Raw genomic sequence first — 14,742 nt, forward strand, 5'->3', positions numbered from 1 at the left:
CACCTAACCCCAAGGAGCATCCATGCGTTCTGCACGCCTGCTCGTCCTCTCCGCCACGCTGGCGGCCGTCGCGCTCCTGTCGACGGCCTGCGGCAGCGGTTCCGAGGGCGGCGACACCGGTACCGACGGCGCCTCGAGCGCCGCCTCCTTCCCCGTGACGATCAAGCACGTCTACGGCGAGACGACGATCGAGAAGAAGCCCGAGCGCGTCGCCACCGTCGCGTGGGCCAACCACGAGGTGCCGCTCGCGCTCGGCGTCGTCCCGGTCGGCATGGCCAAGGCCACGTGGGGCGACGACGACGGCAACGGCGTCCTGCCCTGGGTCCAGGAGAAACTGACGGCGCTGGGCGCCCGGACGCCGGTGCTCTTCGACGAGACCGACGGCATCGACTTCGAGGCCGTCGCGGACACCCGGCCCGACGTCATCCTCGCCACGTACTCCGGGATCACCCAGGAGGACTACGACAAGCTGAGCAAGATCGCGCCGACCGTCGCCTACCCCAAGGTCGCCTGGGGCACCACGTACCAGGAGATGATCCGGATCAGCAGCCAGGCGCTGGGCCTGCAGGCCGAGGGTGACGCGCTGGTGGCCGACCTCGAGAAGCAGGTCTCCGACTCGTTCGCCAAGTACCCGCAGCTGGCGGGCAAGAAGATGGCCTTCACCTACATCGACCCGAAGAAGATGAGCGAGATCGGCTACTACACCTCGCTCGACACCCGTCCCGGCTTCCTGGCCTCGACCGGCATGCAGCACGCGAAGGTCGTCGCCGACGGCTCGGCCGGTACGACGGAGTTCTACAAGACGATCAGCTCCGAGAAGGCCGACGAGTTCGACGACGTCGACGTGTTCATCACCTACGGCGACGCGCAGGGCAACGGCGTCAAGGCGATCCAGGCCGACCCGTTGATCGGGAAGATCCCGGCGGTCAGGAGCGGCGCAGTGGCGGTCTTCGCCGACTCCACGCCGCTGGCCGCCTCGGCCAACCCGTCGCCGCTGTCCATCCCCTGGGGCATCGACGACTACTTCGCCCTGATCGCGGCGGCCGCCGACAAGGGCAAGGCCTGATCTCCAGGTGAGCACGATCACCGCACTGCGGGGCGCTGTCCTGACCGGACGGCGCCCCGCCGTCGCGGCCCGCGCCGGCTGGGTGGCGCTGTTCGCCGTCCTGCTCGGCCTGGCCGTGCTGGCCTCGGTGGCCCTCGGCACGCGGGTGGTCGGCTGGGATGCCGTGCAGGACGGCGTCGCGCACGCTCTCGGGTGGCGCACGGGTGCCTCGGCGGCGGACGCGGTCGAGGCCGCGGCGGTCGAGAAGCGCGTACCGCGAACGCTTCTCGCGATGCTGGTCGGGGCCGCGCTCGGGCTGTCGGGGGCGGTGATGCAGGGCGTCACGCGCAACCCCCTGGCCGACCCCGGCCTGCTCGGCGTGACGACCGGTGCGTCGCTGGCCGTCGTCGCCTCGATCGCCTACCTGGGGGTGAGCTCGGCGGCCGTCCAGACCTGGATCGCGATCGGGGGCGCCGCCGGTTCGGCCGCCTTCGTCTACGCGGTCGGCTCGCTCGGCCGGGGCGGGGCCACCCCGCTCAAGCTGGCGCTGGCCGGTTCGGCCACCTCGGCCGCTTTCGTCTCCCTGATCAGCGTCGTCATGCTGCCCCGCCAGGACCTGGTGAACCAGTTCCGGTTCTGGCAGATCGGCGGCGTCGGCGGCGCCACCTTCGAGCGCATCGGGCCGATCCTCCCGTTCCTCGCCGTGGGGCTGCTGTTCAGCCTGTCCACCGCCCGGGGCCTGAACTCCCTGGCCCTGGGCGACGACCTGGCCGCCGGGCTGGGCGAGCGCACCGGACGCACCCGGTCCGTGGCCTTCGTCGGGTCGGTCGTGCTGTGCGGTGCGGCCACCGCGATGGCCGGTCCGATCGCCTTCGTCGGACTGCTCGTCCCGCACTCGGTCCGCCTGTTGATCGGTGTCGACCACCGGTGGCTGCTGCCCGCGTCGGCGCTCGTGGGCGCCGTCCTGCTGACCGTGGCCGACGTCGTCGGGCGGGTCATCGCCCGCCCGGAGGAGATCGACGTGGGCGTGGTGACCGCGTTCATCGGGGCGCCGCTGTTCATCTGGATCGTGCGGCGGCAGCGGGTGAGGTCGCTGTGACCGTCCTGGAGTCTGTGTCCGTCGACAGGGCCGCCGTGGCCCGGGCCCGCGCCCGGCGGGCGCTGCGCCGCCACGCCCGGGTGGCGCTGCTCGCCGTCCTCGTGCTGGTCCTGTTCGCGGTCAGCCTGATGGTCGGCCGGACGTTCTACGGCCCGGTGGACGTCGTCCGCGTGGTCCTCGGCGAGACCGTGCCGGGGGCGTCGTTCACCGTGGGGGAGCTGCGCCTGCCGCGCACGGTCCTGGGCCTGCTGGTGGGGGCGGCGCTCGGGCTGTCCGGCGTGACCTTCCAGACGATGCTGCGCAACGCGCTGGCCTCGCCCGACATCATCGGCATCTCGTCGGGGGCCAGCGCCGCCGCCGTGGTGGGCCTGGTCCTGCTGGACTGGAGCGCCTCGGTGACCTCGGTCGTGGCGATCGTCAGTGCGCTGGTCACCACGGTCCTGATCTACGGGCTGTCGTGGTCGCGGGGCGGGGCGGCCGACAGCCGGATGATCCTGATCGGGATCGGCTTCGCAGCCATGCTGCACAGCGTCATCTCGTACGTGATCCTGCAGGCCGCGGCCTGGGACGTGCAGCTCGTGATGCGGTGGCTGACCGGCAGCCTGAACTCGGCCGACTGGGCCCGGGTCGCGCCGCTCGCGGTGGCCTTCGTGCTGATCGCGCCCCTGCTGATCGCCCAGGCGGGTCGCCTGGCGCTGATGCAGCACGGCCAGGACTCGGCGACCGCGCTCGGCGTCCCGGTGGAGCGCACCCGGCTGCTGGCGGTGGTGGCCGCCGTCGCCCTGCTGGCCTTCGCCACCGCGGCCGCCGGGCCGGTCGCGTTCGTGGCCTTCCTGGCCGGCCCGATCGCGGCCCGGGTGGTCGGCGGCGGTGGATCGATGATGGTCCCGGCCATGCTGGTCGGTGCGCTGCTGGTGCTCGGCGGCGACCTGGTCGGACAGTACGCGCTCGCCAACCGGTACCCCGTCGGCGTGGTCACCGGCGCGTTCGGCGCCCCCTACCTGATCTACCTGCTGGTGCGCACCAACCGGGCCGGAGGCTCCCTGTGACGCAAGACCACACGCTCGACGTCGAGGGCGTGACCCTCGGCTACGGCGATCGGACCGTCGTGACGGACCTGGACCTGCGCGTCCCGCCGGGACGGATCACGGCCGTCGTCGGGGCCAACGCATGCGGGAAATCGACTATGCTGCGGGCGATGTCGCGCCTGCTGGCGCCGCAGTCCGGGCGGGTGCTGCTGGACGGCAAGGAGCTGCACCGGCTACCGACCAAGGACGTGGCCCGCACCCTGGGGCTGCTGCCGCAGACCCCGATCGCCCCCGAGGGCATCGTGGTCGCCGACCTGGTCTCCCGGGGCCGGCACCCGCACCAGCGGATGCTGACCCGGTGGAGCGCCCAGGACGACGCCGCGGTGGCCGCGGCGCTGAACGCGACCGACACCGCCGAGCTGGCCGACCGGGTCGTCGACGAGCTGTCCGGCGGGCAGCGCCAGCGGGTCTGGATCGCGATGGCCCTGGCCCAGGAGACCGACCTGCTCCTGCTGGACGAGCCCACCACCTACCTGGACGTCAGCCACCAGGTCGAGGTGCTGGACCTGCTCACCGACCTGAACGCCGAGCGCGGCACGACGGTCGTGATGGTGCTGCACGACCTGAACCTGGCCGCGCGCTACGCCGACCACCTCGTCGCCGTCCGCCGGGGCCGGCTGCACGTGGCCGGGCCGCCCGCCGAGGTGCTCACGGCCGAGGTGGTCGAGGAGGTGTTCGGGATGCGCAGCCACGTCATGCCCGACCCGGTCTCGGGCACGCCGATCGTGCTGCCCATCGGCCGCCATCATGCGGGTCAGCTCGCCGGTTGACGACCACTAGGATCGCCGGGTGAGCGTAGAAGAGACCCTCCGGAGGGCGCGGACCGAGGGGCGCGCGGCGCTGGTCGGGTACCTGCCCGTCGGGTACCCCGACCACGCCGGATCGCTGGAGGCCCTGCGCGCGATGGTCGAGGGCGGCGTCGACATCGTGGAGATCGGCGTCCCGTACTCCGATCCGCTGATGGACGGCCCGGTCATCCAGCACGCGGTCGAGGCGGCCCTGCGGGGCGGAGCCCGCCCCCGGCACGCGCTCGACGCCGCGACGGTGGTGGCCCAGGCCGGGGCCGCCGCCCTCGTGATGACCTACTGGAACCCCGTCGACCGGTACGGCGTCGAGCGGTGGGCGGCCGACCTGGCCGCCGCGGGCGGGTCGGGCCTGATCACCCCCGACCTGATCCCCGACGAGGCCGCCGAGTGGCTCGCGGCCAGCGACGAGCACGACCTGGACCGGGTGTTCCTGGTCGCTCCGAGCTCGACGCAGGAGCGCCTGGTCGCCACCACCCGGGCGTGCCGGGGTTTCGTCTACGCCGCCTCGACGATGGGCGTCACCGGGGTCCGGGCCAGCGTGGGCGGTGCCGCGGCCGAGCTGGTCGCGCGCACCCGGGCCGTCACCGACGTGCCGGTGTGCGTCGGTCTCGGGGTCTCGACGGCCGACCAGGCCGCCGAGGTGGCCGGCTTCGCCGACGGGGTGATCGTGGGCTCGGCGTTCGTGCGGGCCCTGGACTCGGGTGGGGTGGACGGCGTCCGCCGGCTCGCCGAGGATCTCGCCGCCGGCGTGCGGCGCGGGCAGGAGACCCGGGTATGACGACGGTGCTGGCGACGATTCCCAGCCCCTCCCAAGGGGTTTGGCACCTCGGGCCGTTCCCGGTCCGGGCTTACGCGTTCTGCATCCTGCTGGGGATCGCGGTCGCGGTGTGGCTGTCCCGCAAGCGCTGGGCGGCCCGCGGCGGCGACCCGACGCTGGTCCTCGACGTCGCGACCTACGCCGTCCCGCTGGGCGTGATCGGCGGCCGGATCTACCACGTGATCACCTCGCCCGAGGCGTACTTCGGCGCGGACGGCGACCCGGTCAAGGCGTTCTACATCTGGGAGGGCGGGCTCGGCATCTGGGGCGCCGTCGTCCTGGGCGGGGTCGGCGCGTGGATCGCGGTGCGCCGGGCCGGCATGAAGCTGCCGCCGTTCGCCGACGCCATCGCCCCGGGCATCGTCCTGGCCCAGGCCATCGGCCGGTTCGGCAACTGGTTCAACAACGAGCTGTACGGGAAGGCGACGGACCTGCCCTGGGGGTTGCAGATCCATGTCTGGGACCAGGCCGCCGGCCGGGCCGTCGTCGACGGCAGCGGGAACCCCGTGGTGCTGGGCACGTTCCACCCGACGTTCCTGTACGAGGCGCTGTGGGACGTCGGCGTGGCGGTCCTGCTGATCCTGATCGACCGGCGTTGGAAGCTGGGTCACGGCCGGGTCTTCGCGAGCTACTGCCTGCTGTACGTGCTGGGGCGCGGCTGGATCGAGGCCCTGCGGATCGACCCGGCCGAACACTTCCTGGGTCTGCGCCTGAACGTCTGGACGTCGATCGTGGTCGGCCTCGGGGCGGTCCTGTATCTGGTGATTTCCGCCCGGTTGCGCCCGGGACGGGAGACCGAGATCCGACGTACAGTGGAGGCTGACGGGGAGGCCGAAGGGGAACCTGATGCCACCGCCACCGGCGCGGACGTGCATACTCCCGCCAAGGAGCCTGCCGACCTGACGGAGGCGGTTCCGGCCGCCGACAAGGACGTCGGCACGAACAGCGCCGAATAACCGGTTGAAATCCACGTTTCGCCGAGGTTTCCTCCTGTCGTACCCACCAGTTACAGTGACGTTCTCCACCACGAGGGCCAGCGGCGTCCCACGTCGGACGCAGCACCGTTCCGTTCCGTAACCGCCGGTTCGCCTCGATGTGGCGCACGGTCGGGCGCGGCCAGTTTTCTTTGAGCCGGCTCCCTGAGCCCAGCGACCACGAGGTGTGCCCCATGGTCTCGTCGCAGTACCCGCCGCCGCTGAACCGGCGGTTCTCCGCCCTGCCCGAGGCGCAGGGGCTGTACGACCCGGCGCACGAGCACGACGCCTGCGGCGTCGCGTTCGTGGCCACCATGCGTGGTGAGCCCGGGCACGACATCGTCGACATGGCGCTGACCGCCCTGCGCAACCTCGACCACCGCGGCGCCGTCGGCGCCGAGGTCGACACCGGCGACGGCGCGGGCATCATCACCCAGGTCCCCGACGCCTTCCTGCGCGCCGTGATGGCCGAGGAGCACGACGTCCACCTGCCCCCGGCCGGCAGCTACGCCGTCGGCACCGCCTTCCTCCCGCAGGACGACGCTGAACGCGCCGTCGCCGAGCGGCGGATCGCCGAGATCGCCGACGAGGAGGGCCTGTCCGTCCTCGCCTGGCGCGACGTCCCGGTCACGAACGGCCTGGTCGGCAAGTCGGCCAGCGACTGCCAGCCGGTCTTCCGGCAGCTGTTCGTCGCCTCCCGCCCGGGCCGGGTCGTCGGCATGGCGCTGGAGCGGCGGGCCTTCTGCCTGCGCAAGCGGGCCGAGCGCGAGGTCAACGTCTACTTCCCGTCGCTGTCCTGTCGCACCCTCGTCTACAAGGGCATGCTCACCACGGGGCAGCTCGAGCCGTTCTTCCCCGACCTGTCCGACCGCCGGTTCGCCACCGAGCTGGCCATCGTGCACTCCCGGTTCTCCACCAACACGTTCCCGTCGTGGCCGTTGTCGCACCCGTTCCGGATGATGGCCCACAACGGGGAGATCAACACGGTCAAGGGCAACCGGAACTGGATGCGGGCCCGGGAGAGCATGCTCGCGACCGAGCTGATCCCCGGCGACCTCAGCCGGCTCTACCCGATCTGCACGCCCGACGCGAGCGACACGGCGACCTTCGACGAGGTGCTGGAGCTGCTGCACCTCGGCGGGCGTTCGCTGCCCCACGCCGTCCTGATGATGATCCCGGAGGCCTGGGAGAACCACGACGAGATGGACCCGGCCCGGCGGGCCTTCTACGAGTTCCACTCGATGTTCATGGAGCCCTGGGACGGCCCGGCCGCCGTCTGCTTCACCGACGGGACGCTGATCGGCGCGGTCCTCGACCGCAACGGCCTGCGCCCCGGCCGGTACTGGGTCACGGACGACGGGCTCGTCGTCCTGGCCTCGGAGGCCGGAGTCCTCGACCTCGACCCGGCCACCGTCGTCAAGAAGGGCCGGCTGCAGCCCGGCCGGATGTTCCTGGTCGACACCGACCACGGCCGCATCGTCGACGACGAGGAGATCAAGACCGCCCTCGCGGGCGAGTACCCCTACGACGAGTGGCTGCACGCGGGCCGTATCCACCTCGAGGACCTGCCCGAGCGCGAGCACATCGTGCACACGCACAAGTCGGTCACCCGGCGGCAGCAGACCTTCGGCTACACCGAGGAGGAGCTCAAGCTCCTCGTGGCGCCGATGGCCCGCACCGGGGCCGAGCCGCTGGGGTCGATGGGCACCGACACCCCGGTGGCGGTCCTGTCGAAGCGGCCGCGCCTGCTGTTCGACTACTTCACCCAGCTGTTCGCGCAGGTGACCAACCCGCCACTGGACGCCATCCGCGAGGAACTGGTCACCGCGATGGCCACCTCGATCGGCCCGGAGCGCAACGTGCTGTCGGCGTCGCCGGCGCACTGCCGCAAGCTGGTGCTGCCGTGGCCGGTGCTCGACAACGACGAGCTGGCCAAGATCGTGCACGTCAACGCCGACGGCGACCTGCCCGGGTACACCACGGGCACGATCAAGGGCCTGTACCGCGTGGACGGCGGGGGCGAGGCGCTCGTCGAGCGGCTCACCGAGATCTGCGCCGAGGTCTCGCAGATGATCGCCGAGGGGGCGCGGTTCGTCGTCCTGTCCGACCGCGACTCGGACGCCGCGCTGGCCCCGATCCCCTCGCTGCTGCTGACCAGCACCGTGCACCACCACCTGATCCGGGAGAAGACCCGCAGCCAGGTCGGCCTGATCGTCGAGGCCGGGGACGTGCGCGAGGTGCACCACACGGCGTTGCTGATCGGCTACGGCGCCGCCGCGGTGAACCCGTACCTGGCGATGGAGTCCGCGGAGGACCTGGTCCGGCGCGGGGTCATCGAGGGCGTCACGCCCGAGAAGGCGGTCGCCAACGTCATCAAGGCGCTCGGCAAGGGTGTGCTGAAGGTGATGTCCAAGATGGGCATCTCGACCGTCGCCTCCTACCGGGGGGCCCAGGTGTTCGAGGCGATCGGGCTCGGTCCGGAGCTGGTCGACACCTACTTCACCGGGACGACCTCCCAGCTGGGTGGCGTCGGGATCGACGTGATCGCCGCCGAGACCGCGATGCGGCACGCGCTGGCCTACCCGGCCGACGGCCTGCAGCCCGCGCACCGGCGGCTGCCGACCGGCGGCGAGTACCAGTGGCGGCGCGAGGGCGAGGAGCACCTCTTCGACCCGGAGACCGTCTTCCGGCTGCAGCACTCCACCCGCAACCGGCGCTACGACATCTTCAAGCAGTACACGAACCGCGTGGACCAGCAGTCCGAGCGGCTGATGACGCTGCGCGGCCTGTTCCGCTTCCGCACCGGTGAGCTGGCGCAGCGACCCCCGGTGCCGCTCGAGGAGGTCGAGCCGGTCTCGGAGATCGTGAAGCGGTTCTCGACCGGTGCGATGTCCTACGGGTCGATCTCGCTCGAGGCGCACCAGACGCTGGCCATCGCCATGAACCGGATCGGCGGCAAGTCGAACACCGGCGAGGGCGGGGAGGACGTCGAGCGCTTGCTCGACCCGGAACGCCGGTCGTCGATCAAGCAGGTCGCCTCGGGCCGGTTCGGCGTGACGTCGATGTACCTGACGCACTCCGACGACATCCAGATCAAGATGGCGCAGGGGGCCAAGCCGGGGGAGGGCGGCCAGCTGCCCGGCCCGAAGGTCTACCCGTGGGTCGCGCGGACCCGGCACTCGACGCCCGGCGTCGGCCTGATCTCGCCGCCGCCGCACCACGACATCTACTCCATCGAGGACCTGGCCCAGCTCATCCACGACCTGAAGAACTCCAACCCGTCGGCCCGCGTGCACGTGAAGCTCGTCGCCGAGGTCGGGGTGGGCACGGTCGCGGCCGGGGTGAGCAAGGCGCACGCGGACGTCGTCCTGATCTCCGGTCACGACGGCGGCACCGGCGCCAGCCCGCTCACCTCGCTCAAGCACGCGGGCGCGCCCTGGGAGCTCGGCCTCGCCGAGACCCAGCAGACGCTGCTGCTGAACGGGCTGCGCGACCGCATCGTCGTGCAGGCCGACGGGCAGATGAAGACCGGGCGGGACGTCGTCATCGCGGCCCTGCTGGGCGCCGAGGAGTTCGGTTTCGCGACCGCTCCGCTGGTGGTCAGCGGCTGCATCATGATGCGCGTCTGCCACCTCGACACGTGTCCGGTCGGCGTCGCCACCCAGAACCCCGAGCTGCGCTCGCGCTACAGCGGCAAGCCCGAGTTCGTGGAGACCTTCTTCGAGTACATCGCCGAGGAGGTCCGCGAGATCCTGGCCTCGCTCGGGTTCCGTACCCTCGAGGAGGCCATCGGCGAGGTCGGCTCGCTCGACACGACCCAGGCCGTCGAGCACTGGAAGGCGGCCGGCCTGGACATCGCGCCGATCCTGGCCGAGCCCAGCGCGCCGTACAGCCCGGCCCGCCGGCAGGTCACCGTGCAGGACCACGGCCTGGAGAAGGCCCTGGACCACACGCTGATCGAGATCGCGGCGGACGCCCTCGAGCGGGGCGAGCCGGTGCGCGGCGAGGTCGCGGTGCGCAACGTCAACCGGACCGTCGGCACCATGCTCGGTCACGAGCTGACCAAGCGGTGGGGCGAGAACGGCCTGCCCGAGGGCACGATCGACCTGACGCTGAACGGGTCGGCGGGCCAGTCCTTCGGGGCGTTCCTGCCGCGCGGCATCACGCTGCGGCTGCTGGGTGACGCCAACGACTACGTCGGGAAGGGCCTGTCGGGCGGGCGGGTCGTCGTGCGGCCGCAGCGGGTCGCGGGGTTCGCGGCCGAGCAGAACATCATCGCCGGCAACGTCATCGCCTACGGCGCGACGTCCGGGGAGATCTTCCTGCGCGGCCAGGTCGGCGAGCGGTTCTGCGTGCGGAACTCGGGCGCGACCGCGGTCGTCGAGGGCGTGGGCGACCACGGCTGCGAGTACATGACCGGCGGCACCGTCGTGATCCTCGGCCGGACCGGGCGCAACTTCGCGGCCGGGATGTCGGGCGGAACGGCGTACGTGCTCGACCTGCGCAAGGGGCGGGTCAACGCCGAACTGGCGGGTGACCTGCTGCCGTTGGACGACACGGACGCGGAGGTGCTGCGCGGGCTGCTGCAGAAGCACCGCGACGAGACGGAGTCGGCCGTGGCCGGGAAGCTGCTGGCCGACTGGCCCGCGGCCGCCGCCCGGTTCACGAAGGTGCTGCCCGGTGCGTACGCCCGCGTGGTCGCGGTGCGGGCGCAGGCCGAGGCGGAAGGGCTCGACCTGGACGGCGACGAGGTGTGGTCGCGAATCATGGAGGCTTCGAAGTAATGGCAGACCCCAGAGGCTTTCTGAAGACGCGTGAGCGCGAGCTCCCCCCGCGCCGTCCGGTGCCGATCCGGCTGATGGACTGGCGCGAGGTCTACGACCCGACCAGCGGTGAGACCCTGCAGCGCCAGGCCGGGCGGTGCATGGACTGCGGTATCCCGTTCTGTCACAACGGTTGCCCGCTCGGGAACCTGATCCCGGAGTGGAACGACCTGACCTGGCGCGGCGACTGGCGCGAGGCGATCGAGCGGCTGCACGCCACCAACAACTTCCCGGAGTTCACCGGGAAGCTGTGCCCGGCGCCGTGCGAGACGGCCTGCGTGCTGGGCATCAACCAGCCCGCCGTGACGATCAAGCAGGTCGAGGCCACGATCATCGAGCAGGCCTTCGAGAACGGCTGGGTCACGCCCCTGCCGCCCGAGCGCCTGACCGGCAAGACGGTCGCCGTGATCGGTTCGGGCCCGGCGGGACTCGCGACCGCGCAGCAGCTGACCCGGGCCGGCCACACGGTCGCGGTGTACGAGCGGGCCGACAAGATCGGCGGCCTGCTGCGCTACGGCATCCCCGAGTTCAAGATGGAGAAGAAGCACCTCGACCGGCGCCTGGCCCAGATGGAGGCCGAGGGCACCCGGATGCGTCCGGGGGTCGACGTCGGGGTCGACGTGACGGGCCAGCAGCTGCGCGACCGGTACGACGCCATCGTGCTGGCCGTGGGCGCCACCGCCCCGCGCGATCTGCCGATGCCCGGCCGCGAGCTGGGCGGCATCCTCCAGGCGATGGAGTTCCTGCCGCCGGCCAACCGGGTCGCCGTGGGGGAGACCGTCGAGGGCCAGGTCGTGGCCACCGACAAGGACGTCGTCATCATCGGCGGCGGCGACACCGGCGCCGACTGCCTGGGCACGTCGCTGCGGCACGGCGCCCGGTCCGTCACGCAGCTGGAGATCATGCCGCGCCCCACCGAGGAGCGGCCTTCGGGTCAGCCCTGGCCGACCTACCCGATGTTGTACCGGGTCTCGTCCGCGCACGAGGAGGGCGGCGAGCGGGTCTACGCGGTCAGCACGCAGGAGTTCCTCGGCGACGAGGACGGCAACGTCCGGGCCCTGCGGCTGGTCGAGGTCGAGTTCGCCGACGGCCGGTTCACGCCGGTCGAGGGCAGCGAGCGGGAGATCCCGGCCCAGCTGGTGCTGCTGGCCATGGGCTTCACCGGCCCGGAACAGGGTTCGCTCGTCGAGCAGCTCGGCGTCGAGCTGGACGGGCGCGGCAACGTGGTCCGCGACGACAGCTACATGTCGACGGTGCCGGGCGTGTTCGTGGCCGGGGACGCAGGGCGTGGCCAGTCGCTGATCGTCTGGGCGATCGCCGAGGGCCGGTCCGCGGCCGCCGGGGTCGACGCCTGGTTGTCGGGTTCGACGACCCTCCCGCGGCCCATCCCGCCGACCGCGAGGCCCGTCGTCGTCTAGCCGGTCGTGATCATGCAGAAACGTCCGCGCCGATCCGGCATGGCCCTTCGGGTCGCGTCGCAGGGCGTGGACGTTTCTGCATGATCACGACCCGTAAGTGGTCCGGACAGGTTGGTGTCATCGCGCAGGGTTAAAGTCGACTACATGCGTCGAGCCAAGATCGTCTGCACGATGGGGCCTTCCACGCAGGGCCGGCTGGTCGAGTTCGTCTCCGCGGGTATGGACGTCGCCCGGATGAACCTCAGCCACGGGTCCTACGCGGACCACGAGAAGATGTACGCCGAGATCCGCGAGGCCTCGGACTCGACGGGGCGCGCGGTCGGCGTGCTCGTCGACCTGCAGGGGCCGAAGATCCGGCTCGGCCGGTTCGCCGAGGGCCCGGTCGACCTGGCCACCGGGGCGACCTTCACGATCACCACGGACGACGTCCCGGGTGACGTGAACCGTTGCTCCACCACCTATTCGGGGCTCGCCCGGGACGCGTCGGTGGGCGACGTGATCCTGGTCGACGACGGCAAGGTCGGTCTGGTCGTCACCGAGGTCCGCGGGAACGACGTGGTCACCGAGGTGACCGTGGGTGGCACCGTCTCGAACAACAAGGGCCTGAACCTGCCGGGCGTCATGTTCAGCGTGCCCGCGCTGTCGGAGAAGGACGAGGCCGACCTGCGCTGGGCCCTGAAGCTGGGCGCCGACATGATCGCGCTGTCGTTCGTCCGGCAGGCCTCCGACATCGAGGACGTCCGGCGGATCATGGCCGAGGTCGGCCGCAAGCTCCCGATCATCGCCAAGATCGAGAAGCCGCAGGCCATCGACAATCTCGAGGAGATCACCCGGGCCGCCGACGCGATCATGGTGGCCCGCGGTGACCTGGGCGTGGAGCTGCCGCTGGAGGACGTCCCGATCGTCCAGAAGCAGGCGGTCTCGCTGGCCCGGCGCCTGGCCAAGCCGGTCATCGTGGCCACCCAGGTGCTGGAATCGATGATCTCGCTGCCCCGCCCGACCCGGGCCGAGGCGTCGGACTGCGCGAACGCCGTCCTGGACGGCGCCGACGCGATCATGCTGTCCGGGGAGACGAGCGTGGGCTCCTACGCCCTCGAGGCCGTCCAGACCATGGCCCGGATCATCACCAGCACCGAGGACCACGGCCTGGAGCGGATCCCGCCGCTGGGCACGGCCCCCTCCACGACCGGCGGCGCCATCACCCTGGCCGCGGCCACCACGGGGTCGCTGCTCAAGGTGAAGTACCTGGTCACCTTCACCCAGTCCGGCGACTCGGCCCGCCGGCTGTCGCGGCTGCGCTCGGAGATCCCGCTGCTGGCCTTCACCCCCGACCCGGCCGTGCGCTCGCAGCTGGCCCTCGTCTGGGGGGTGGAGACGTTCACGACCGAGATGGTCGAGCACACCGACGAGATGGTGATGCAGGTCGACCGGACGCTGCTCGACGTGGGCCGCTGCCAGGAGGGCGACCTCGTGGTCATCGCGGCCGGGTCACCGCCCGGGTTGCCGGGGTCGCTCAACGCGATGCGCGTGCACCGGATGGGTGACGCCGTCTCGGGCCGGGCGCCGGCCTACCGCCGGCAGAACTCCTGACCTCCTGCGAGGAATGGTGCCGGGTGGGGGACTTGAACCCCCATGCCCTTTCGAGCGGCGCATTTTGAGTGCGCTGTGTCTGCCGATTCCACCAACCCGGCGTGGATGCCGCGACCGGATGTGAGCCTAACGGCAATTGGCCCCGGTCCGCGCACCGCGGGACCTCGCCGACTACTCTGAGTGTCATGACCACTGGTGAGTCCCCTTCGGACCTGGCGGACGAGGGCGCCGTTCTCGAGCCCACCGCCGACGCCGTCCCCACGGCCGACGTGACGGCGGAACCGGCGGCCGCCCCGGCCGGCCGGACCGTGCTGGTGGCCGAGGACGAGGCCTTGATCCGGCTCGACATCGTCGAGATGCTCCGCGAGTCCGGCTACACGGTGCTGGCCGAGGCCACCAACGGCGAGGAGGCGGTGAAGCTCGCCGAGGAGCACCGCCCTGACATCGTCGTCATGGACATCAAGATGCCGGTCCTCGACGGCATCTCGGCGGCCGAACGGATCGTCGGCGCAAAGATCGCCCCGGTGGTGCTGCTGACCGCGTTCTCCCAGCGTGAGCTGGTCGAACGGGCCTCCGAGGCCGGCGCGATGGCCTACGTCGTGAAGCCGTTCACGTCGGCCGACCTGGTGCCGGCCCTCGAGATCGCCCTGTCCCGCAACGCCCAGCTGAAGGCCCTCGAGGACGAGGTTGCCGACCTCGCCGAGCGGTTCGAGACGCGCAAGCTGGTCGACCGGGCCAAGGGCCTGCTGCAGGCCAAGTACGGGCTGACCGAGCCCGAGGCCTTCCGGTGGATCCAGAAGACCTCGATGGACAAGCGACTGACGATGAAGGACGTCGCCTCCGCCGTGATCGCCTCCGCCAACGAGGCCTGAGGCACGCCGGGTTAAGAGTTCGACGGTGCCCGTCCCCTGGACCGGGGGGCGGGCACCGCTTTCGTAACGCAGCGGAAACGACAACGTTGCCCGGTCAGAGGGCATATCCCCGGCACCTGCGGCGACACCGGAAATCTTCTAGGAAATCGTTGTCAAGCCTTGACCTTTCACCGCTCCGAGCCTGTTCTGCGCGCAACGCTGCGGTGGTAG

10 protein-coding genes and 1 tRNA gene are annotated in these 14,742 nt (G+C 71.5%); 10 read left to right on the plus strand and 1 reads right to left on the minus strand.

Translation table 11 applies throughout. From position 1 onward, the window contains the following. Positions 1-22 precede the first annotated feature (22 nt). The 9 genes from ACIB24_RS17910 to pyk all read left to right on the plus strand — a co-directional run bounded on the left by ACIB24_RS17910 (position 23) and on the right by pyk (position 13,660). The gene (locus ACIB24_RS17910) at positions 23-1,066 is read left to right on the plus strand and encodes an iron-siderophore ABC transporter substrate-binding protein (protein ID WP_398283155.1); all 1,044 of its coding nucleotides are present in this window, start codon (positions 23-25) and stop codon (positions 1,064-1,066) included. A 7-nt stretch (positions 1,067-1,073) separates the two neighbouring features. Continuing rightward, positions 1,074-2,144 carry a FecCD family ABC transporter permease gene (locus ACIB24_RS17915; RefSeq protein WP_398283157.1) on the plus strand — a complete coding sequence of 357 codons (1,071 nt, stop codon included), beginning with the start codon at positions 1,074-1,076 and terminating at the stop codon, positions 2,142-2,144. Between the two features lie 14 nt (positions 2,145-2,158). Then, entirely contained in the window at positions 2,159-3,193 is a 1,035-nt protein-coding gene (locus ACIB24_RS17920; protein WP_398283159.1) for a FecCD family ABC transporter permease, read from the plus strand. After that, the gene (locus ACIB24_RS17925) at positions 3,190-4,002 is read left to right on the plus strand and encodes an ABC transporter ATP-binding protein (protein WP_398283161.1); all 813 of its coding nucleotides are present in this window, start codon (positions 3,190-3,192) and stop codon (positions 4,000-4,002) included. The genes ACIB24_RS17920 and ACIB24_RS17925 overlap by 4 nt, the downstream gene beginning before the upstream one ends. A 19-nt stretch (positions 4,003-4,021) precedes the next feature. Beyond that, positions 4,022-4,816: a tryptophan synthase subunit alpha gene (gene trpA, locus ACIB24_RS17930; protein ID WP_398283163.1), complete on the plus strand. Its 795-nt coding sequence runs from the start codon at positions 4,022-4,024 to the stop codon at positions 4,814-4,816. Further along, positions 4,813-5,811, plus strand: coding sequence for a prolipoprotein diacylglyceryl transferase (lgt, locus tag ACIB24_RS17935; protein WP_398283165.1), 999 nt, complete (start codon positions 4,813-4,815; stop codon positions 5,809-5,811). Before trpA ends, lgt begins: the two co-directional genes overlap by 4 nt. A 212-nt stretch (positions 5,812-6,023) precedes the next feature. Beyond that, positions 6,024-10,613 carry a glutamate synthase large subunit gene (gene gltB / locus ACIB24_RS17940; RefSeq protein ID WP_398283167.1) on the plus strand — a complete coding sequence of 1,530 codons (4,590 nt, stop codon included), beginning with the start codon at positions 6,024-6,026 and terminating at the stop codon, positions 10,611-10,613. After that, positions 10,613-12,070: a glutamate synthase subunit beta gene (locus tag ACIB24_RS17945; RefSeq protein WP_398283169.1), complete on the plus strand. Its 1,458-nt coding sequence runs from the start codon at positions 10,613-10,615 to the stop codon at positions 12,068-12,070. The genes gltB and ACIB24_RS17945 overlap by 1 nt, the downstream gene beginning before the upstream one ends. Positions 12,071-12,214: 144 nt before the next feature. Then, a complete protein-coding gene (gene pyk / locus ACIB24_RS17950) occupies positions 12,215-13,660 on the plus strand; it encodes a pyruvate kinase (RefSeq protein ID WP_398283171.1) in 1,446 nt (481 codons plus the stop codon). Between the two features lie 14 nt (positions 13,661-13,674). Here pyk and ACIB24_RS17955 read toward each other — a convergent pair. Further along, positions 13,675-13,761 (minus strand) — tRNA-Leu (locus ACIB24_RS17955). An 84-nt stretch (positions 13,762-13,845) separates the two neighbouring features. Between ACIB24_RS17955 and ACIB24_RS17960 the strand changes: the two genes are divergently transcribed. Further along, positions 13,846-14,532 (plus strand): ANTAR domain-containing response regulator, encoded by a 687-nt coding sequence (locus ACIB24_RS17960; protein WP_398283173.1) that lies wholly within the window; start codon positions 13,846-13,848, stop codon positions 14,530-14,532. The last annotated feature ends 210 nt before the right edge of the window (positions 14,533-14,742 follow it).

Source organism: Spongisporangium articulatum (genome assembly GCF_044465595.1).
Classification (GTDB): domain Bacteria; phylum Actinomycetota; class Actinomycetes; order Actinomycetales; family Kineosporiaceae; genus Spongisporangium; species Spongisporangium articulatum.